The sequence below is a fragment of the Paenibacillus contaminans genome (assembly GCF_003285015.1).
GTDB lineage: Bacteria > Bacillota > Bacilli > Paenibacillales > NBRC-103111 > Paenibacillus_V > Paenibacillus_V contaminans.
This window is the reverse complement of sequence record NZ_QMFB01000005.1, coordinates 137393-161608: the sequence shown is the minus strand read 5'-3', so window position 1 is coordinate 161608 and position 24216 is coordinate 137393. Positions and strand designations below refer to the sequence as shown.

General features: G+C 51.5%; 5 protein-coding genes. 2 read left to right on the top strand and 3 right to left on the bottom strand.

What is annotated here, in order from left to right; translation table 11 throughout:
- Positions 1-82 precede the first annotated feature (82 nt).
- Together DQG23_RS11195 and DQG23_RS11190 are read right to left on the bottom strand one after the other, a co-directional pair.
- Complete coding sequence (locus DQG23_RS11195) at positions 83-625, bottom strand: DUF2199 domain-containing protein (protein WP_238177843.1); 543 nt, start codon at positions 623-625, stop codon at positions 83-85.
- Positions 626-1462: 837 nt separating this feature from the next.
- A complete protein-coding gene (locus DQG23_RS11190; protein ID WP_113030925.1) occupies positions 1463-1993 on the bottom strand; it encodes a DinB family protein in 531 nt (176 codons plus the stop codon).
- A 435-nt stretch (positions 1994-2428) separates the two neighbouring features.
- Between DQG23_RS11190 and DQG23_RS11185 the strand changes: the two genes are divergently transcribed.
- Both DQG23_RS11185 and DQG23_RS11180 read left to right on the top strand, forming a co-directional pair.
- A complete protein-coding gene (locus DQG23_RS11185; protein ID WP_113030924.1) occupies positions 2429-6859 on the top strand; it encodes an AAA family ATPase in 4431 nt (1476 codons plus the stop codon).
- Positions 6860-7621: 762 nt separating this feature from the next.
- Positions 7622-22210, top strand: coding sequence for an Ig-like domain-containing protein (locus DQG23_RS11180; RefSeq protein WP_113030923.1), 14589 nt, complete (start codon positions 7622-7624; stop codon positions 22208-22210).
- Positions 22211-22794: 584 nt separating this feature from the next.
- On the opposite strand, the gene DQG23_RS11170 is transcribed toward DQG23_RS11180, so the two are convergent.
- Positions 22795-24081, bottom strand: coding sequence for a leucine-rich repeat domain-containing protein (locus DQG23_RS11170; protein ID WP_113030921.1), 1287 nt, complete (start codon positions 24079-24081; stop codon positions 22795-22797).
- Positions 24082-24216: the final 135 nt, after the last annotated feature.

The window sequence follows — 24216 nt, the reverse complement described above, 5'->3', positions numbered from 1 at the left end:
AGCTGGGCTGCATGTCGCTTGAGCTTCGCAAGAAATGTCGACTGGGCAGTTCGAAATCATTCAGCGATAATGTGCGCCAAAATTAATTTTTTGAATGTTTAATTATTTCTGCGATTTCTTGTACCCTTTTCAGCGAAATCCCGTTTTGCTGCTCTACGGCGAGAGGATGCTCCGTAGGCTCGATTTCAATAAATGGCCGGACTCCTACCTCGCGGGTATGCACCATTGTTTTCAAACTTAATGTCGATTCGGAATAACAAGGCAATGCAGTCGAAAGCCAGCCGAACATCGGCTCCAGCTCATTCTCCCGCCCCTTCTTTGTCCAGGTGGATACGGACTTATCGAAGCTGGCTTTGCTTAGCGACACCCAAACATCCCAAATAAAAGGCTGCGTATCGTCTACTATTGTAATTTCAACATTACCGCGGATGAAAAAGTGCTCGCCGTCCATCACGCATAAATCGGAATCGAGGCGGAACCTCGCTTCCCGTTCTTCCGGTTTGGCTTGAAACCAAAGGTAGGGTGCATCGCAACCGTAGCTTCTTGGCAGATCAGGGTGCCTCTTGCCGCAGCAGGAGCATAGGTAACCGTTGTTTTTTGGCTTATAAAAGCGATTAAACATCATTCGTATCCCCTAGAGAAACAAAATTGTCTTACTTCCAATACCATCTGTCCACATCGTTCCGTTTACGTGTGCAAGTAAATCGGTAAACAAATGTCAATTCGAAGCATCAGAGCTCAGATGAAATCTCCATGCCTCCGACGACTCGTGTCCTGAAGTGCCGGTACTGTGACCGTATCAAATTCAAGCGCAACTGCGCTGCATACGAAACCAGGGTTTGACTGAGGGCTTGGCTCTCTCACGACAAGTCAAGTTGGATCACGAGTGGTCAAGGTACTATTGGGAAAAAGGCTGCTGGCTTGTAAGGCAAGCCTCCTATTTCTCGACAAAAAGCCTACTTTCTGGATGCATAATGAGGCAAAAGTTACTATTAGTAAGGCAAACCTCACTCTTTCTAACTGAAATTCGTGTTTCTGGCGAGTTAATGAGGCAACCGCAACTATTAGTGAGGAAAAGGAAATTGATAGTTTCGTTTGCCTCACTATCAAGTGAAAAGGAACATTTTACTGGCGAGATAATGCGGAAAGCCTTATTAACAGTAAGGTTTTCTTCATTAGGCTCATATAAAACGAGGTTCGACAGCCGACGAGTGACCGAGCCCATGCGCCGGGAGTCGCTCGGTGCGGATCAAATCCGTATGACACCGATAAAACGACAGCTTCATACGTTGCCTCTAATGGTCGTAACAAGCCTCCAAACGCTCGGCCTCATCAAATAACCCGATTGTGCGTAACTCTTTCATAATCAATTCCCTTAGCGCCCGAACCTCAAAATATGGTTTGATTTGAGCATCTCTAATGAAGGTTAGTTTGGATTCAATGATTCAGTCCGGTATCCAATTTATTGCTTCTTTTTCAATATGCTTAAATATTCCTTCCAAGGCCCGACGTCCTCCCTGTACCTCTCGGCCATGACCCTTACGATTTGAGAGATGTGCGTCAAATCGTGAACGACCCACGTTGCTAGCAATTCCCTTACTTTCACTTCGCCGAACGCAGGATGAGAGCCTGTCAATTCAAAATGCATGTCAGGATCGATAAGCTTCCTGAGCTTGGCTATATTTTGTTCCCTAACCGTTTTAAATTCAAGAAACCGCTGCTCCGTCGATCTTCCCTGCTGTTCAGTTAAGTGAGAATACCGGTCAAACGGGGGAAATGGCTTGCTGTCACCTTCCTGTAGAATAAATTCCAGCCTGGGTATCCAATTGGTCTTCTCTCCCTCGATGAGGTGCTCGATGACTTCGGCAGCATTCCAGGTTCCCTCGCCTTCATTGCCTTGCAGCCATCCGTCGGATAAACCGGCCAAAAAATACTCCAAGGTTCGCGGAGTACGCTCCAGAATCTCGATCACTTCTTTCATATTTACATTCATAGGATCGCTCCTCTTTTGCGATTTTCGGCGAGCCGCTTTACCGAAAAGGACTCAATAAACTCGCGTCCCATCTGCCGCTCTTGCAAAGCAATAATACCAATGTTACCACATATATCCGTTTTGGCGGAGAGATCTATGCGTTATGATAGTTATTGGAGCGGCTCCCAAGGAAGTTCGAGCAGCTTCATAGTTTTTTCGAAAACGTAGCTGCCGTCACAGAAATGATCGGTCGTATTCAGTAGACTTACTATAGAGAGTGCGGCTAAGAACATAACCGAAGTGGAACTTTTCAGGCTGTTTAGAAACCCCGTTTTCTGCCAAGTTGGCGACACCTAACCCCTGTATTTACGCGGTTTTTCGGGCGAGGTTTTTGTCGTTAAAGCACTTTCTAAACATTCTGGACTATCGTTTTGAATTCAACTCAGATAGGTGTGTATGATCATACATAACGATAAAACGTTGAACGCATATCAAACAGCATCGCCGATGGAGCCGGCGGATTTTCTCGGCCTTGCGATCCGCTTAACGGAGATGGTCTACGAGGCGCATCAACAGACGACGTTCATTGGCGGCTTGCATCCGGCTCATATTATCGTGCAAGGGGATGGAGAGAAGGCGTATTTGTCGGCGAACGGAGCTTGGCATGCGGCTTACCGTTCACCGGAGCAAACGAGCCGGCTCAATCGCGTGCCGGACAGGCGCAGCGATCTGTATGTGCTGGGCGTCATCTTGTATGAGCTGCTGACCGGCCTGCTGCCGTTTCGTCCTGAAGGCGATGAAGACTGGGATAACGCTCACATCCGGATGACGCCCCGCCCGTTGTCCGCCATTCGGCCGGAATGGGGAGGAACGCTGGAAGCGATCCTGCTGAAGCTGTTGGCCAAATCGCCGGAGGACCGGTACCAGAGCGCTTACGGATTGCTCGATGACTTGAAACGATGCGCCGGGGTGCTTCAGAGCGATGGGCGGCTGCTTCCATTTGAAATCGGCGTTATGGATCGAATCCGTTCCGGGAGGCTTCCGGACGCTTTGTACGGCCGCAGCGCGGAACTTGAGCGCCTGTCCGCCGGTCTGGAACAGGCCGCGAACGGTTTGTTCGCCTTCCGGTGGGTTAGCGGAGATGAGGGAAGCGGCAAAACGTACCTAATACAATCGCTGCAGCCGGATATTGCGGCGCGTGACGGCCGTTTGCTTGCAGGGAGTGCCGATCCTTCTCATCCGGCAAAGCCGTTTGAGCCGTTTCTTCAAGCGCTGCGGCATTGGATCCGCGAGCTTTGGAGCGAGCCGGACGATGTGATCGTGCGGTTGAAAAAACGATTGCATGCCGAATTCGGGCAAGAGGCGGAGACCATTGTTTCGATGCTGCCGGAAGCCGCGCCGCTGTTCGCAAGCCAAGCGGAAGGGAACGCTGTTCCGGATAAGGAAACCGGGGCGCGGTTTGGCGAACTGCTGCCGAAACTGCTCGGTTGTTTTGCCGCAGCGAAACCGCCGCTTGTATTGGTTCTTGATCATCTAGAATGGGCGGACGAAGACACGCTTGCCGTTATTCGCGCGCTTGCATCGGGGGATGCCATTCCCGGCCTGTTCCTGATTGGAGCTTGCCGGACGGACTTGTACTGCGACGGGGATGACGGGAGGCGGGTACGCGTACCGGATATTCCATGGCTTCGGGAACGGCTGCGGGCGTATCCGGAGGAGCAGGTAGCTCTAGATCCGCTCTCTTATACGGACGTCAGGCAATACGTCGCCGATGCGCTGCATGAAGATTCGGCCCGGGTTCGACTGCTGGCGAGATCCGTCTATCATCAGACGGGCGGAAATCCGCGTGCGCTTCGCGTTTTGCTGGAAAGCTGGACCAAAGCGGACAAGCTTTCTTTTGACGATAAGCAGCGAAGATGGGTTTGGGACGCGGAAGTGATCCGGCATATGGGCGATGGGCAAGGAGGTCACGGTTGGATGGAAACCGGCTTCGCCGGCCTCCCCGATGAAACGAAAACAATGTTGGCGATGGCAGCTGCGATTGGCCCGGCTTTTCGCCTCTCGGTTCTTTCCGAGGCTTGTGAGCTTACTCTGGAAACGACAGCTCGTTTGCTTTGCGATGCAGAGGCGGAAGGAATCTTATGCCGGGAGGATGGCGCCGGAACCGATGGCGAGCATGAGAGCCTGTACATGTTTTTGCACGATCGGCTGCATCGGATGGCGTATGCTTATGATTCAAATCGGAATGCGTGGCGGCATCTGAAGATCGGACGGGCGCTGCAGCGCCAGCTGGAATGGAACGACGGTACCATGGCGGAAGCGATCGAACATTTGAATCTGGGTGTTGCTGACATGTTTGCGCAAGAGCGGATGCAGCTGGCTGAATACAATTTGCGTGCGGGACGCAGCGCTATGGAGCATGGGCAATATGAACAAGCAAAACGATACGCGAAAGCCGGGCTTCAGCTTGTACAAGATGAAAGCGAGATGGCTACAGGGGCTTTGCGCTTCCAATTGAAGCTTGTTCTGGCATGGTCTGAGTATATGCTCGGCAGCATTGCGGATGCGAAGCGGCTTCTGCTCGACATGAAGCAGCATGCCAATCAGCTCGATCAGGCGGAGCGTTCCCGTCTGTGGGCGTCGTTGATTCAATTTCATACGTTTGATGAGAATGAGAAAGCGATTCAGTATGGAAAAGAGGCTTTGGCCGCTTATGGATGGAAGCTGCACGAGGACGTCTCCAAATGGACTGTCATCAAGGAAGTGATGCATACCCAGCTCGTCCTGAAGCGAAAGAGAGGGAAGCTGCATCAGTTACCGCCCTCTCATGATACCGAGTATGCGACGCTAAGTCAGCACGTGGAACGGCTGTTTTTCCCATTGCTTCTTTATAATGCCGAGTCGATGGTTGACCTGTATGCCCGATTTATTCGTTATGCGATCCAAAAAGGAAGGACGGAGTCGCTGACGGGAATTTTGTGCGTTTATGAATTGTTGGTGCAGAGGAAGCTACCGCGCTTTGTTCAAGCGGTCCCCGACGCCGAGATGCAAACCGCCCAAGCTTCGGTTGAGACTGCGTCCGGACAACAGCATATTCTCGCTTTCGCAACAGGATTGTCCAAGCAATTGGAGCATCCTTTCGAAGCATCCGTTTATTTGGAGAAAGCGCTGCGTGACGGGCTGGAGCGAGGTGAGGTGACTTTTGCCAATTTGGCCATGATTACATGTCTGCTTACGCACAACCGTGACTTGTATGCTTTATCCAGGCTATTGGAATTTTTCGATAAACATATGAGGCAGTATGCGAATGACAAGACGCTGGAGCTGGTGCACATTGCCGGCAGTTATTTGGCGGCGCTTCAGGACGCGTCTTTGCAGGACAGCTTTGTTGCCATTCCCGTCCCGCACAAAGAAGGAGAGGACAACTATGGCTGCCTCTGCAAGCTTGAGGTCGCTTATTTGTCCGGGAAGTACCGGGAGGCGCTGTATTGGGCGAAGCTGGCAAGGGAGACCGAGTTGGCTTTGGATGTGGCGCGGGTTTGGAAGCAGCGCCTGTTTGAGACACTGACGTTAACCGCTATGTATCCGGAGGCGAATGCGGAGGAACGCAGCCGGATACGGAACGCGGTACGGGAGCAGCTGCGAAGCATGAAAAAAAGGAAAGGCTACCTCGGCTCCGGTTCCTCCGCGTGCTTGCTGGTCCAAGCGGAATGGGCGCGGATCCAGGGGAACGATATGGGCGCGCTGAGCGGCTATACGGCGGCGGCGAAGCGGGCGAGAGCCGAAGCATACGGCTTAATGGAAGGGATCGCTTGCGAACGGATTGCGTCATACTGCGAGAGCGAGATGCTGAGCCGGGCAGGGGCGATGATCGCCGCGATGGATGCCTGCACGGCTTACTCCGCTTGGGGGATTACCTCCAAAGCTGCACAAATCAGGACGGAGCATGCGGATCTATTTGATCTGCTATCCACGCCGCTGGACATTCCGGCGCTTGGGCAGGCGAGGACGGAAGATCGCTCGAATTTTCGAATTCCGCAGCCGCAGCAGACCGGTTCTGGAGAAAACGGAGCTGCGGAGAGCGGAGACGCGCTTCTGCGGCAAATCATCGCTTGCTCCGGCAAGCCGAAGAAGGACAATTGGCTGGAAAGCTTCCTTGAGGCGGCGCTTCGCCAAACAGGTGCAGACCGGGGTTACGTACTTGCCTGCAGGAGCGGCGGCGTCCAGATCGAAGCAAAACTTGGACAGCACGAGGGTGAAGAGGACGCCGATTTGTATGCGGAGCATGTCTTGCGCCATACGATCGCGACCGGAGAGCCGCTTTTGCTTCACGATGCGGCGCGCAGTTATTTTGCGAAGGGCCGCTACATGGACATGTATCGCCCCCGCTCCATACTGTGTATGCCGATCGTTGTGCCGGGAGATCGAACGTTCTACGCGCTGTATTTGGAAAACCGGCATGTGCCCGATGTATTTACGGATCGTGACGTCCGCATGCTTGAGCTCATCGCAACACGTTTGATGTACTTCAACATGCTGGAGGACGAAGCAGCCGCTGCGGCGACTGCGGTACCCGGAGCAGCAAAGTCGAGGGATACGGCGGACATCGCAGACACGGTGGATATGGCAGATCATGCACAACATCGCGTCTCTACTACCGCGACAGAAGCGGCGGAATCGCCCTTGATCGAGCCGCTGACGAGGAGGGAAATTGAAATCGTCGCCGCACTCGCAGAAGGGTTATCCAATAAAGACATTGCGGAACGGTTCGGAATTGCGGAAACGACGGTCAAGACGCATACGTCCAGAATTTTCGGAAAATTGGGCGTCAAACGGCGCGGGCAAGCGGTCGTGCTCGCCAAAAAGCTGCAGTTGCTTGAAACGTAAGGGGGCTGTCCCAAAATTCGCTTTCGGAATTATCGGGCCCCACTTCATATGTGATTTCGTTTAACAAAAGAACCTTCATTTCCACTTACCTAGTGGTTTTGAAGGTTCTTTTACATCATTTATGGGATTCGCTCGTTTGAGCGTACCCTTCTGGGATAGCCTCTTTTTGTTTATATCCTCTTGGTTGAACGCTACCGAAGGCCCCTTACGCTATAGTCCGATTTCGCTCACTTGGAGCAGGGAATCGAGGTTCCTCCTACGCTGTAGTCCGAATTTTCCCGCTTGTAGAATGGATTTAGCGATGTATCGAGTCAAATAGCCGCTGCAAGCGGGCATTTTCGGACTGGAGGCGAGGAAAGGAATAAGGACTCGATTCCAATTGTGCAGAATCGGACTCCAGTCGGTTCCAGCGCATGCAAGCGACGAGCGATGCCGCCGTCTCCCTTATATGCTAGTTGAGGGGCCTGAAGATCGAGGAGCACACACCGTTTGGTTGAGCGGCGGCACCTATTTTTGCACCGTGCATCGCTGCCGGCGCGTGGCGTTTCGCTGCATGAAGACGGTCGGTCGGCCACATCATGCGCATGCGATCTCTGTGCTGCGGACAAAGCTGGGTACAGCCTGCGGTGCCGTGTTATACCCGCTAAATACTTTTGTGTTTTCTTCGCGATATACAACTTTCGTAGGACTACTATTTTCTTGATTTCGCGTACAATGCTTGCAGGTTCGATGATTGAGCAGGAAAAAGGAGTGTTTAGAAGCTTGAAAACGCGAAGATGGAAAGCGCTGCTTGCGTGTTTATTATCTGTAATGATGCTGGTGTCAACCGTTACGCCGGCTTTTGCGGCAGGGACGAATCCCGGTGAGCTTACAACTTCAAATAATGCTGCATTGAAGCAAACGGAGTTGTATCAAGCGCTGGTTGACGAATATGGCGAAGCGGAAGCATCGACGATGCTGCGCATGATGCAACAGCTTGGCGCCGTGAATGGCGAAGGCGGACTTCAAACCTATCCGGTCGTGTTAAACGGCCAATCTTATTCACTAGCTCAGCTACAATCGTTATGGGAGGCTGCCGACACAGACCTGTCGCAGGTTGCTGTCGTGGATGGCGAGGAAATTACGCTGGGGCAGCTCAAAAAGCTTCTGGAAATCGAGAAGTCGCTAGGTTATGCGTTAAATGGTCTTGAGCAAGGGACCGTCTCGATTACGGACAAGCATTTGGACAGTCTCGACGGGATTTTGGATCAGGTGCAGGCAGGCGGCGTTCAAGCCTACGACGAGCAGGGAAATCTGCTTGGCTATGATGCGGCCGGCAATCTGGCAAGCTTGCCCGATCCCGCTAATGCTGCGGGCAAGAGCTCCCCTCTCCTGATGAATGCGGCGGCGCCGGAAACCTTTATCGGCAATAACAGCGATTATCAAGACTTTGTGCAAGTGAGCATTGCAAAATTGCGCGGCATGTGGGGGGGGACCGTGGAGGCAGAGTTCGCCTTAAACGCTGCGCAGACGGTACCCGTCTCTTTCGATTACGAACTGATCGCAGGCTCGCAAAAATTTCTTTATCCAGATGCGAGCAAAAATCGCGGTACCGTTATGTTTCAGCCAGGAGAGACGAGCAAAACGGTTACGATTCTGCTAAATGCAAGATACCAAGGCAATGTGGAAACGAAGGATTGGAACATATTCCAAACGAGAGTGTACCACGGGGCTGCGCAAGCGGATCTGATTCATTTTTACAATTATAAAAATTTCGACCGTTTCAGCTACAAGACTTCGCTTAGCAATACCGATTACCAGATCAATTACGCCTATAACGGCGGCGCTTACTTATCGGTTTCCACGATGCCTGGTACTGCTGGACATTTGCAATATTCCAACATCGCCGGTTTTGATAACTTAAATTATAACTACGCAAAATTTTACGACAAAGCGAACAATGGCGTTGTGGATCGGCTTGAGGCGAATACCGGCAAATACAAGACGGGCCAATTGCTGCCGATTAATGTGTTCTTCAATCGTCCGTTTGAAATTTCGTCCATGTATGGTCAGAAGCCGGCGGCGACGATTCAATTACATAACGGAGCAACTGGCTATTCGTTAACCAGATCAGGCATCCCTACGTTGCAAGAATATATGACTGCGGGGTTAACCTTCGGGTTTGCGGCGGCGCTCGACAAGCAGACGATTAAGGACTATTTGCAAAATCCGCTGTCGTATACCGGGCTGCAAACCGCTACAATCGACGGCATTACGTGGACGTATGACTGGCGCTACTATCGGCAGCAGGATTTTTATGGGAATTGGGTGAAAAATCCGACCACCTTCATTTATCCGGACAGCGGCTATCAAGCAAAACCTTACGCGAACAATCCCGATATCATTCTTACGCCTGCAAGAGCGGACGCATTTACCGGGCTTTCTATCGATAAGACTACGTACTATGTCGGGGACAAAATTAAGGTAAATGTAACGCTGGAGGATACGGATGGCTTTTATGAATGGCTGGTGAATGGCGCAATCACGCCGGCAGACATCAAGAAGCGCGTTTACGCCTCGATCGGTGACCGGGACAACGGCATCATCGAGCTGGATTGGAAAAGAGATCCCGGCGGCGAGCCGGTTACGCCTCTGCAACTGGAAGGCGAATACGAAGTGAATGACGCCACCTTCGCCTATCTGTCCAGCGCCCATGCCGAAAACGGCTACTTGCGCGCCAAGATTTTTTACAATAATGGCAGCGAGCTGAATTCCGTCAATACAGGCTTGCGCGAAGATATGGCGATGCTGAATGAAACGTTCCAGTATTTCCGGATCGTCAAGCCGGTGTATGTAACGGCCGATAATTCTAGCATCGCCTATCCGGCCACTTGGCCTTCCGGAACGGCCAAAACGGTCAATTTAATAAGCAAAACGGCGACCAAAATAGCTTACAAGATTCCACAAGATACAACATTCAAGACAGCGGATCAATTCGTATGGTCCAGCAACGACGAGTCGATCGCCGCGATTTTGGCGGATGGGACGATCGTGCCGAAGCAGACGGGGACAGTAACATTTAAGCTAACCGTGAAAAATGACGGCCGTCTGCAGCCGGAAACTGTGCTCGTCAGCGATCCGATCGAAGTTGTGGATGATGGCTCTTCGGCGATCATCATTCCCGATTTTGCGAACCAATTGATGGCTTATCAGCATGAAGATGCGGTGATGTATTGGTCGACCAACGTCATGGCTCGGTACAAGCAGCTTGCGGGCAGCGGGGCTGCACAGCAGGCGTATTTCAAAGTCGAATTGTTTGAGGGGTACCACGAGGAGGATACCTTGGCCGCGCAAACTCCGGTGGCAACCTGGTCTGCGCCGCAAACGGCGGGGCTTATCAATACGACGAATTTTAAAATTCCCGGTCAATATTTAACGAATTTGTCCGTTGGCAGCCAGCCGACCTATACGCTGCGCGTATCGACCGTCAACCCGGAGAATACGTACCATGTGTTATCGGCGACCGCTCATATTATCGTTCGTTCTCCTGCCGTCAAGATTCAGATCGACCGATCGGCGGGTCAGGCGTTCACCGATCAAGTCGGTTCCATTCCGATCACATGGACGCTGCAAAATTTTGACGGTTTTGCCGGCAGCGAGTTTGAATTTGAAGTGACGCGCAACGGTACGCTGGTGCCGGGCAGCAAAATTACGTACGATGCACAATCCGGCCAGTTTACGAGTAGTTCTGTGCGGAAAACGGACGGAGACTTCGTGCTCCAGTTTGCTCCAGTAGACGCCACCGAGCACCGTCTGAAGGACAATTACGTCGTAACGATCAAGGCGAAAAACAGCGCCGATTCTACCTGGTCCTATGATTCGTATTATTTGTACGTATATGACTCAGATGTGCTGAACATTCAGGTAGACGGCCAACAGCAGAGTCAAGTTACGCTGAGTAATATCGATCGTATTTCCCGCATGACGAGCGAAGACATTTTGGCGCTGAAGCGCGATATTACACTGGTGAAAAATACGTCGATTAACCACGCGGATTTTACCGATCTGAATTTGATTACCGACCAGATCGCGTGGAACGTAGACGACAGCCATGTTGCGACCTTGAACTACGGGACGTACGGCAATCTCGCTTCAACAGAGGAATACGGGTATAGCTCGTATTTGCCGAAGTCGTTGTTCCAGCTTACCGGACTTGAAACCGGCCAGACGAAAGTGTCAGCGACCCATGCGCGTACCGGAATGAAGGTTGATCTGGACGTTACGGTCGAGACGCTGCGGGACAAGCTGTACTTGTTCCAGCTTTATCCGAAGGCAGAGACAACCGTCAACTACTCGACGATGGAAAATGGCTTGAAGGTAGAGCGCACGGTCCAAACGAACGCAAACGGCGAGCTTGCGCTTTATGAAGAGAACGGCATCGTCAGCGATGTGTATGTGACCTCGTTTTATGACAATTCGACTTACACTGGCGTGATCGATCAGCTTCATCTGAAGTCGAAAGAGCAAAATCCGGCTACAAGACAACTGTATCCGGTTAATATTTTGCAGCTTAGACGGTTGGCTGAGGTCGACGTTTATTTGAAAAAGCCGGACGGCAAGCCGTATGTAGGTGAAGTCACGTATCGCGGCGGCGTATACCGCAACGGACGGTATGCCAAACCAGCGGAAGTTGGGGTCGACACTGTCTATACGGTAGGCAACGACGGACGGTTAAAGGTGATTTTCGATACGACGGATTTCTATGATCCAACGCTGGAAAATAACGCTTCTTCTTTGTCGGCGAAGGATGAAATCGAAATTATATTAGAAGTTCAGTTCGCGAATGATGCTTATTATCCGATCATGGTGTACAGCTCGGGGAATGCGAATCCGGTTGACCGAATTGAATTCGGCGACAAGGTTCAGCAGTTGCGAGCGAATGCATCCGGAAAGCGGGAGACGTTTGTTTACGCGCAATCGGTGAAGACGAACGGAAGCTACACCCGGATCGATTTGTTGAACTACAGCGGAAAGTTTGGGCCTAACGATCAGTTCAAGATGATTAACCTTGCGACTGAATTTATGTGGTGGGGCGAAACGACTGTTGGCGATTCGGCTAAAGCGGAATTGGTGAGCAATCTCGGCACACTTCCCGATGGACAGAGCTCAGAGACGATGAAGTATCCGTTCTCGGATTACTATACGACTCGGCATGTTCAAGTTCTGAACGCAAAGACGATCTGGCTGGACAAGGCAGAATCGGGGACGTTCAGTCATCGGTTGTACAATGATCGAGGAGAGTTTCTGAAAAGCTTTAATACACGCGCAACACTGGTCAACATGATCGGTGTGCCTGGCGTCGATATTTACGGGCTGAAATCGGAAATTAGCCGGGTTCGCAACGACATGGCAGGAACGTCGACAAGCACCTCATCGATGAGCAATAATGACCGCGTGATGATGGAAACGTTGAAGCTGCTCGGTAAATTTAACCTGGGCGTCGGGCCGATGTCCATGCAATTGTACCCGACGGATGATCCGATGGTGTATAGGACGATTATGCGTCTGCATACATCGAATGTGCCATCTGCAACAAGCAGCACAGCCGGAGGAAATGCTTCCGTATCGTTCTTCCAGAAAAACAGCCAAAGCTTCGCGCCAGGCGCCGGCGATATGAAAAGTATGGCGCTTGGCTCCTATGCCGCCGAGCAGCGTTCCGCATTCGCCAAAGCGCAGGCGGAGCAAGGCTCGTCAAGCAAAGGGCCGATGTATACGGTCAGCGGTTATTACATGGGTGAGCTTCGTTATAACACGCAAACGGCCAAATGGGACAATATCGTTCAGGCCGGAGGTTTTACGGCAGGCGGAGGCTTCCAATATCAGCAAGTATGGAATATGATGGCCGGATTCGTTCCGGTTACGTTCTCCATTGATGTTGGGGCCGCAGTGGAAGTTTCTTTCCACACAAGCGTGCTATACGAGCAAATTTCCGGATACCCCTGGGCCGACCCAACGAAGACCAGCGTTAATGACTACTTGACGTCCTTGCGCATTGTTGCGTACGCCGAAGCGTTTGGCGGCATCGGCTTCGACTTGTCGGTTATTGCGATGAAGATCGGATTGTTTGGACGGCTGCAGTTTGACAACACGGCAACATGGCTGAACCGCAATTATTTGGCGGATACAAGCGAACGAGTATTGTCCGGGGATAAGCTGAACTTAACAGGTATTGCCGGCATTCGTGTTGTCCTTAAATTTTTGTTCATTTCGATTTCCTATGATTTGGCTTCTTTCAAATATAGTCGTACGTGGCTATTCAAAAACTGGGACAAGATCGAGAAATATTGGAATGCAAATTCCAAGCAAGCCTTGACATCGAAAAATGCCGCCCGAGCGATCAGTCTGTATCTGGAATCGATCGGTCAACCGGAGATGGCGGTTTTGCAGTCGACTACGGTGGAGAGCCGCGATTATTTGCAGGAGTATGAACGTTCGTGGAAAACATCCAATGGCGGCGGGAATGCGCGATTGCGCAGCACCTTTGCCGGAAGCGGCCTGGACTCGAAGATTGATACGCTGCAAACGAACGCTTATCCGTTCTCCAACCCGCTTGTTGCCGATGACGGCTCCTTGTTCGTCTACTTGTCGGATGCAGGCAGCACAAATGTTGCAGATACGGCAGCATCGTGGGCGAAGGTTAATGCCGTTTCCGGATTATATGAAAATCAAGGCCCGATTACGACGGACCCTGCGATGCGCCGATTCGGTGACAGCAGTCTCCAGATTGACGGCGAGAATGACTTTGTTGCGGCAGTTTGGGTAACGCAAAAGCAGCCGCTTGCGAAGGAAACGGGCGAAACGATTACGAATGAAGAAATTTTGCTGATGAATAACGGCACGGAAGTGATGGCGGGCATCTATGACGGCGGTACATGGACGACGTACCCGTTAACCGATAATTTATCGCCGGACTTGGCTCCTGTTGTTGCCGTCAGCAATGATAAAGTTTTCGTCGCTTATCGAAACGCTTATTCACAAAATGTAAATAACCCGTTCGACTTCACGTCGTTCGATTCGATCCTGTATCGCGTATATGATCGTACGACCAAGACGTGGAGCGATCCGGAGCTGCTTTACAATGGATCGAACGGAACGATTATGGGAATTAGCGCGACGGCTCTGTCCGACGGCACAAGCGCTGTTGCTTATGCGCTAAATAACGGCGGAAGGCAGGATGCGGCAGACAACGAGATCGTGTACACCGTTGTGGATACAAGCAAAGACGCTGCAGCCGCCGCTTCCACCTGGAAAACCAAAGGCATTGTGAAAAGCGTTCAACTGACGAGCAATCAATGGGCGGACGAAAATCCAAAATTGACGAGCGTCCGGTGGACCGACGGCAGCGAGCGATTTGTGCTTGCTTGGTACAAAACGAGTGTGAACTCGTATGGTTCGCAGGTAAAAGATATTCCGCTGGCAGCTATTCGCGCTGACGGTGAGCTGGATGCAAGCTTTGTAGACAGCTTATCGGATTTGACTGTCTCGATGAGCGAGCAGATTGATCCGAATTTTGTATTTGCGAACATGTCGCGCGCAAACAATACCGTCGATAACTTGTCGATCGTATGGAAAGACTCCGAGGTCAATACGGATGAGGCAACGGGCGAAACGGTTTCACGCGATCGCTTGCGGGCTGTAAAGTTTGGCGCAGCAGGCAATCAGTTTTACTTGAGCGCTGTTCAGGATATTGGTAAAGCGGAAGACTATACGCAGTTTGACCAGCTTTCCGTCTATGTGAGCGGTGCAGATGGCCGTCAAGTAAAAGGCGTCTTGCTTGGCACAACCTATACGACAGATGCGTTTGAAGCTGGAAATGTGACGTCGCCGGACGGGGACAACTTGCCTGTTTACGTCTCGAAGTCGGTCAGCAATTTGTACACCTCTACCGGGTATTACAAAAATGCTTTTAACGGCGGGCAAATTTGGCTGAACCCAGAGGAAATTGTGAAAGGTTTCGATCTGCCGATTGAATTTTCGATCGTGAATGAAGGGCTGGATCGCATTCAGGAAGTGGAAATCAGTGTGAACGGGGTTGCACGGAAATATCCGGTCAATCTATTGCCGAACAGTACGGAGCAGTTGATCTATACGTACAGCATTCCGAATACGGTTGGCAATATCAGCTTCACGGTGAAGGCAACGTTTGCCAATGGCGATGAGCTTGAGGAGCAAGGACGCATTATTTTGGATATTGCGGATGTAGGGATGTCGGATATTAGCATGCAGGCGGAGGGAGGCAGCCGTAAGCTGTACGTTCCGTTGTACAACAAGAACGACGCATCGCTTGCAGGCAACAAAAAGAAAACAGTCAAGCTGGGCTTGTACAGCAATACCATTTTTACGGACGAGTATGCGATTGGCGTTCCGGTAGAGATCAAGGATGAGTTGTCGCTCGGCATGATCGATAATGGCGGTTATGTTGCGGTGCTGGATTTTGATGTGAAGTCTTATTTGGCGGCGCAAGGCAAAACCGAAATTCCGGACGACGGGCTTTATGTGTACCTGCATGCCTGGATCGAGGACGAGGAAGGCCATGTTGTTACGGAGTTCGATGATACGAACAATGTCAAATCCGTATATGTCGAGCGGCTGGCATTGAAATACAACAAGCCTCTTGTGCGTATGGAAACCGAGCAGGACAATACGGGGACTGGCACAAAAGTCGCATTTTCGATGCAAAATATGAACATGGCTCCGATTGCAAACGGAAATGTGGTCATGTACTTATTGGATCAAGCAGGCGTTGTGCTGGAGACGCAATATTTGAGAGCGAGCACGGATTTGTTGCAGCTCGGCTCGGAGCAGACGGTTAAGCATACGTTCAACTTTACTCAGAAGGGTTACGATATAAGAGCGGAGTTCTATCAGGAAAGCTTGGATGGCTTCAACAAGGAGTTAAGTATGCTCACGATGTCGGGCGTGCCGCTTTCGTTCAAGTCGAATGGAACGAGCTATGATGTAAATGTGCGGGATCTGGCTTCGTCACAGCTAGTAGCTGTGGCTGCCAACAGGAACGCTGCGATTACGATTAAGCAGAACGGGCTAACGGTTGCTAGCGGTACGGGAAATGTTACTGTGGACGTTGCTCTGCTTGCTTCCGCCAGCGGAACAGCAAACTCGTTCGAGATTTGGGTCAAGTCTTACCAAGGCGGCCCGTTAAATTCCTCTCAGGTGTACACGGTCAATCTGACCAATACGTCGACAGGAATCGGCAAGCTGACGGCTTCGGCGGAAAGCTCCAACCCGATTAAACCGGCGGTATATTGGGATGACGCCTCCGTTTACTTGAGTGAATACGTGATTGATGGTTATGAGATCAGCAAGGCGCAAGTGAATATCAACAATCAAGGCTGGGTTGACGCCACAAATGCGTATGACGGCTCGCAGCGGACTGAGGTTGCGAAGGCGACGGCGCCGGATACGTATGAAGTGCGTACCAGAATCGTATTCAAGAACGGGACGATCCAGGAAGCGAACAAGCTGGAGTTTGTGATCGAAAATCCGGTGATGGACCCTGTTCAATCGACGATGGAGCCTGTAGTAAAAGAAGGCGTGGCGGGCGGAACAACACCGATTACCGTGCCTGTTATTTTGCGGAATGCTAACGGTTATCCGTTGGCAGGCAAGATCGTAGAACTGACGCAAGTTTCCGGTGTCGCTTCGACGATTCAACCCGTCCAGCCGGTAACCGATGCGGATGGCAAGGCGATTTTCCAGATTACGTCCGGTGTACTGGGTTCCGCCGCATTCGAGGCTAAGGAAAAGGACGGCGCTTCGCTGTCCCAAATTTTGAACCTGACGTTCAAAAACGGCGGTATCAGCTTGACGCGCACGACCGTTCAGGTGGAGTCTGGCGTTTATGCGAACAATCTGGACGAGGCGTCGGTGACGGTGAGCGTCTATGATGCGGCGGGAAATCCGCTTTCGAATCATCCCCTGTATTTCTATCCAATATCGTTTGCCGGAAGTTTTTCCGTAGATCAGAATACGGGATACACCGATGGGAACGGGATGTATACAGCAAGGTTCAAAAGTGACACAGCTAACGTCAATCAGCAATTTAAGATCGATTTTGGTAGTGGTCTCACCGTAGTCAAAAGCATTCGCTTTATCCCGGGGCCGTTTGACGGAAGCGGGAACGGGATGGAGATCGCCCTTCTGGGTAATACGGCAACTAACGTAATGGCTAGTGGCAGCGATAGCCGAACGATTCAAGTAACCTTAAGGGACAGAGCTGGACTAGGCGTTGCGAACAAGACGGTCAGCTTGGCAGCGGATTTGCCAGGCGTTACGATTTCATCCGGGATGACGGCGACCAACGTTAATGGCGAGATGCGTTTCACCGTCAGCGGCACAACGCTTGGCGAGGCGACGCTGACCGCTGTCGAGGCGGAGACGCAGGCAGCGAAGACGATCAAGCTCAACTTCGTTCCGGGTCCGTTCTCATCGACCAATTCGGAAGCAAGCATTACCAAAACAACGATGGTAGCGGGTAGTACGGATACGGCAACGGTTACCACTCATATTCGCGACGCTTTTGGCCATCCGATTGCCAATCTTTCCGTACGTATGGAAGCTCAGCGTTGGACGGGTACGGGTACGGTTCCTACACAATGGCAAACAACCGATGCGGATGGCAAGGTGGAGTTTACGGTAGTGGCTCAGTCTTATGGGGGAGTTCAGTATCGTTTGTTCGTTGGCAGCAACCCGCAGCTTTTCAAATTGTTTGATGTGCTTTTTGATTATGGTACCGCCAGCGAATCGAACATGGACGTTTATGTATCCAAGCGAGAGATCGAGGCTAAAAACAGTTCCGATTTAGCTGAAATGACGGTAACCGTCAAAAATGACTTGGGACACTATATCCCTAATGCGATTGTCCGTGTTTCTTCGGAAAGTCCGAATGTCAGGTTTAGTTCGACAACCTTATCTACGGGAACCTTCGGTCAAGCGACATTCGGTGTTTATGGAGAAGCTGCAGGTACGGCAACGATTAAAATCACTGTGGACGGTTCCAGCGCGGAGCTTACGGAAACGGTAAAGGTGATCCCGGCGCCGATTCAAGACTACCGTACGCAACTGACAAGATCGATCGACAAGCTTGAAGTGCTCGGCAACAATATCGATCAAGCGACGCTAACGATTACAGCGAAAGACCGCTTTAATAATCCTTATGCCGGGGCGGATGTCGAGGCAACGGTCAGCAACTGGGGCGTGTCCTTCGCCGTATATGGAACGACGGATGCAGCCGGGCAAGCGGTTATTCCTATCCGGTATGCAGGATCGGGTACATTTAATGTGTATCCAAAAGTGACGTATGAAGGCAGCTCCGCTTCTTTACCGCAGATTAGCAACTTAACGTTCGTACAAGGGCCGGTTAATCTGCTGAACGCGGACATTTCGGTCGATAAGCAGACGTTCAAGGTTGGCGAGAAGCCGAAGGTGACGATCGTGCTGAAAGCTGAGAACGGATTGCCATACGAGCCAACGGGTAACGAGTGGTATTATTATGAAGTGGAAGGCACGACCGGGGATGGGAATCAGCCATACGCGCAAAGACTCGATCTGAGCTACCCGCAAGGTCAAGTGCCGTATGAACTGAATATTTCGCAGACAGGGGAAGCTTCCTTAGCGGTCTACTTGGCAAGCTATCAGTCGGGCCGAATTGCGAAGCTGCAGGATCTGCCGGTACTCACCTTTACTACAGGAGACTTTGTCGGCAATGCGACATTGACAAGCGATTCTCCCGGCGGTGAAACGCCTGCCAGCTTGCGGCAAGAGTACTGGACGAATTTACAGGCGACCACGACGGATGTTGGCGGCAACCCGGTCAGCGGCCGAACGATTTCGCTCCGGGCGTATGTTTGGGACGATGATCAGCAGAAACTGGTGATCGATCCGAAAACGACGATCATTGCAACCGGAAGTAACATGTCCGGCGCCGACGGAACGGTAACGTTCAAAGCCAAGCGCAGCGAAGCAGGGGATGTTACCTTTGAAATGGTTGATGAGGACTTGGAACAAGTTGTAGGTTATAAGTATTATCACCGGTTCACCCAGCAGCTTTTTGATCCGGAACAATCGCGAATCGAAACGGATCATCTGGAACGGCTGGCTGACGGCGTCGAGAGTTCGCTGATTACAATTCATATGATAGGTACGGATGGCCAGCCGATGGTCGGGCAATATCTGAATTACTACGGATATGGAACGGACAAGGTTCAGGTAGAGGAATTGGATAATCAGAGCGGGTCGGATGCGAACGGCGTATATCGCTTCAAGGTGACGAGTCAAACGCCGGCGGATGTCATCATGTATTTTGCCGATGTTTATCATGGGATCAGTACTAACGTACCGGTCATGCTTCGATTTGTGACGCCGGAGCAAAAAATCGATACGCGGCAATCTACCGTTGCGGCAGCGGATGCGGCGGTTGTAGCGGACGGGAAGCAATATGGCGTTGTCGCTGTCGAGATCGTCGACCTGACGAATACTCCGATCGCTTATCGTAAAGTTCAATTGATTGGGTTAAACGGAAGCTCCGACATTGATGTTGAGGTACTGGAAACGGATGCCGATGGAAAGGCATGGTTCTACGTATCCAACGATGAAGTTGAAGAAGTGACGTACAAGGTTGTCGATGTAGTAAGCGGTCAGGAGTTGGAGAAAAAGGCTACCATGATGTTCGTAGCAGGCAATTTGGATGTGACTCGTTCCAGTGTGACAAGTACGCATACCGAAGTGCCGGCAGACGGGCAGTCCGCTGCAACGATTGAAGCCGCACTCGTAGATGCGGACGGTCATCCGCTGCCGGGTCGGCAAATTCGTTTGGAGGCGACCGGAGGTCAAGGGACAATCGCGCCGCAGCTTGCCGTTACGAATAGCGATGGCAAAGCAAGCTTTACAGTGAGCCGTTCCGAAGTAGGCGCGATTACGTATGTTGTCGTCGATGTGGCGACAGGGCTAACGCTGCCGGCGCAAATGACGATTCACTATGTAACAGGCGCTCCGGATGCCAATCGCTCCGAGGTTGCTGTTCGTCCGAGTGCAGTCGTTGCGGACGGTTCGAGCAAGGCAACGATCTCTGTAGCGCTTAAAGATGCTTCCGGTCATGCCTTGCCTGGCGCGGCTGTCAGATTGGCGGCGAATGGCGGCAACTCAACGATAACGGCCGTAAATGCAGTTACCGATGCTTCAGGTGCGGCAGCATTCGAAGTGTCTAATGCAGAGGTAGGACAAGTCAGTTACACAGCCTATGCTGCGCTTTCCGGCTATCCTGAACTGGCGATTGCCCAGCAAGCGAATGTTTCCTTCGTGAACGGAGACCTTGATTTGAATCGGTCCAGCGTAACGGCTGCTACGTATTCGGTCTTGGCGGATGGTATTTCTGCTATCGACGTGACAGTTGCCTTGCAGGATACAAACGGTCTGGAAGTCATCAACCGCGAGCTGAAATTGCAGGTGGAAAACCAGCCGGGCAGAACGTGGAACGCAACTACGAACGAGCATGGCGCAGCGAATTTCGAAGTAACCAGCTCAACTGTAGAGGACATGACGGTATATGTAACCGATGTGCTTACCGGTTTGGAGCTTCAGTCCAAATTGAATCTCTCGTTCAAAGCCGGAGCTGTTGATGTCCATGCTTCCGGAATTGCAGTTGCGCCTGCAGCGGTACCTGCGAATGGGACCGACAGCGCAACGATCACGGTCACGATACAGGACGCTTATCAGCACGTACTGGGCGGTCAAACCGTTTCGCTGATGAGTAATGGCGTGGCAGTGGGCATGCAGACGACCGATTCGAACGGAAAAGCAAGCTTCGCTGTAACGAATAGTGTCGTTGAGAACAAGAGCTATCACGTATATGTATCTGTTAACGGGCAAGATCAGCTGCTCGGTGAAGCGAATGTGATGTTTACGAATGGCCGTATCGATGCAGCGGCTTCTACCATTGTGACGGACACCCAAACGCCTATTGCAGCGGACGGAACCGCCAACGCGGCCATTACCGTGACGGCAGTAGACGAATATGGCCATCTTATGGCGAACCGCGAGATTGAGCTATTGGAAAACGTGACGAATCGTCACTGGCGCGGCGTTACCGATGCGAGCGGAAAGGTACAATTCCTGGTTAACGGCACCGTTATCGCGCAGCGCACCTACCGTGCGTATGATGCAGCCGGACAGAAGGAAATTCAAGGCTCCGTTACACTTACTTTCATCGCAGGCGCAGCAAGCCGTTCAGCTTCTACAGTTGCAGTCGCACCGAATGAAGTCAAGGCAGACGGTGTGAGCGAAGCGAAAATTACGGTGACGGTAAGCGATGCATACGGTCATGTGCTGCCAAATCATCAGGTTTCGTTACGGGCGGTAACCGGCAGTGCGCAAGTGAAAGAGGGAATACTCGTAACGAATCAAGCTGGTCAAGCGGTCTTTACCGTTGTAAACGACCGAGCGGAGAAGACGCAGTTCGAGGTTGCGGTTACAGGCGGGAACACGAGTATCGTCCTGGATGCGAAGGCCGAAGTGAACTTTGTCAGCGCGACAACAACGCCGCCGACTGAAACGAATCCAACGCCTGTGGATCCGACGCCTGTAGATCCGAAACCTGTAGATCCTGTGGATCCGGAGCCTATCGACGAGGAGCAAGGATTGTTTAAATCGGATATCCTTGATATCGAGAAAATACGGGCACGTTTCCGTGCGCAGCTAGCACGCACAGCCGGAGAGGATGGCGCGGCAAGATTCAGCGATCTAGCCGGACATTGGGCGACTATGCCGGTCGGTTTATTCGCAAGATTGGACGGAATTCGCGGATATTCGGATGGTACCGTTCGTGCCGACCATACGATCACGCGCGCAGAATTTGCTTCTTTGCTCGTACAACTGCTGGAGATTGAAAATACGGGAACCAAACAATGGTCCCTACGCGACATCGACTCGCATTGGGCTTATGAATCCATTGCCGTATTGGCAGGACATGGCGTGATCAATGGTTACTCGGACAGCACCTTCCGTCCGGACCAAACGATCACCAGAGAAGAAATGGTGACCTTGTTGCTTAACCTGGTCAATGTAAAGGCGTTACCGAAGCGCTATGCGGCTTCATTTACAGATTCCGGCCAAGTCAGCCCTTACGCTGTACAGACTGTGCAAGCAGCGTCAAATGCGGGGATCGTGAGCGGTTATCCGGACGGAACCTTCCAACCGCAAGGGAATGTTACCCGAGCGGAAGCCGTCGTGATGCTGGCGAACCTGCTGCAGCTGGAAAGTGGGATTCGCGCTTTATTGCAGCCGGAATTGGCAAATTGATGTGTGAAAAAGAGTGCCTCAAACGTCATTGACGGTTGAGGCACTTTTTTTTCGTATGACGCCGCGGTTCGGCTCGGTCGAATAAGCCTGAAAAGTCGGCTTAAAACGCCGCCGCGGCCCGGCTCGGTCCGAAATAAGCCTGAAAAGTCGGCTTAAAACGCCGCCGTGGCGCGGACCGGTCGGAATAAGCCTGAAAAGTCGGCTTAAAACGCCGCCGCGGAGCGGCTCGGTCGAAATAAGCCATCCCTTCTCTAGTAAAATAAATAGCACCTCAACAAAGAAACACGACGCGTGTTCATCTTTGTGAGGTGCTTTCCTGACATGATGATACACCATTATGCCTGAATATCCATGTGTTATAAATTTCCATGAAGTTGGCGAAGCGGACCGGACCAGACAGCAATCTGCAAAGCCGGGCATTTATGAAAGGACTTGAAAACGGCCTACATGCGCCGTGTCCGACGATTTGCCGGATGAGGGTTCATGCGGGCGGGAAACGTTTTAACGTAAGCTCGACGAACGTCCGTACGTCCTGTTGCCTCTGCAAGAAGGTCTCGATTGACGTAAGTCTCTAATCAAGACGATCAATAAGTTTCATAAACCAGTTCGCCGTTTATTTCCAGCTTTTTATTAAAAGCTGCATAAATGTAGAGTCGACCCGCCGGGGTATCGCCTGCATCGTAACCCAATTGAAAGGCGCCGTCACCATCGAATACAAGCTCGGATAACACCAGCTCGGTCACGTCTTCGTCTGGGTGCGCTTCGGCAATCAGGTCAAGCGCGCCGGCGTTCAGCTCGTCAAAACGTTCCCATGCGTTCTTGACGAAAGGCGACAGCCGTTTCATGTCCGTTTTGGCGGCGGCTTCCGTTCTAACGGATAGCTCTTTTCCTTTATAGCTTAACGTGGACATATAGGATGACAGCGAAACATCGTATTGAAAAGTGCCGACACCTTTGACCGTATGGTCCGGCTCGACGATGAGATTATCCGCAACATCCAGCCGCTCCAGCTTCGGATTAAAAGCGGTATCCAGCTTCGAGATTTTATTTTCCGAGCAATAAAGCTCGACTAAATGCGCATTATGGCTGAGATCCAGGCTTGCGATGTGATTGCTGAAGCATCTCAAGCTCTGCAGCGCCGGGTTTCCGGTTACATCCAAACGCTTAAGATGATTGTTATTGCAGCGGATACCGATCAAGTCCGGGCAGTTCTTTACGTCCAGGCCGATTAAATAGTTGCTTCCGCAATCGAGACGGGTGAGCCGTACGTTATGCTCCAATTTCAAATCGAACAGGGAATTGTAGCCGCAGTTAAGCTCTTGTAAATTTGAGTTCTGTACCAAAGGTAATTCCGAAATGATGTTCCAATAACAGTCCAGCTTGGCGAGTTTGACGTTGTGACTGACATCCAGATTCCGAATCCGGTTAAATCCGCAATCGACGGTTTCCAGCTGCACATTTCCCGTCAAATCCAGGGAGGGCAGCTCGTTTTTGTTGCAATCAAGCTCCTTCAGCAGCGGATTGCGGCTGAGATCCAAACGGGTCAGCTCGTTGTATCTGCAGGACAGCTTTTCCAATTTCGGATTATTGCCCGTGTCCAGAGAAGTTAATTTGTTTCCTCCGCAATCGAGCGCCTTCAGGTTTATATTGCTGCCGATGTCGAGCTCCGTCAAGTTATTGAACGAGCAATCCAGCTCCTCAAGGGACGCGAAGTGCTCAATCCCTTTCAAACTTGAATACTTGTGATTTGCAAGCTGTAACGATACGATTCGATCGACATCGCTAGCCAGAATCGACTCACGGTTTCCGCAAAATGCTTCCAATACATATGCTTTGAAGCGTTCATCAATGAAATCTTGGGTTATATTCATGGTTGCTCCTCCTTGAGGCGAGTATTAGGGCGGGGGATAAAAGGCAAAAAGCTCCCAAACCTCCGCCGAGGCTCCTGGAGCATCTCACACCGCATCTTCAGCCGATAAGCCTATTTGGATAACTCGAAAGCCTGG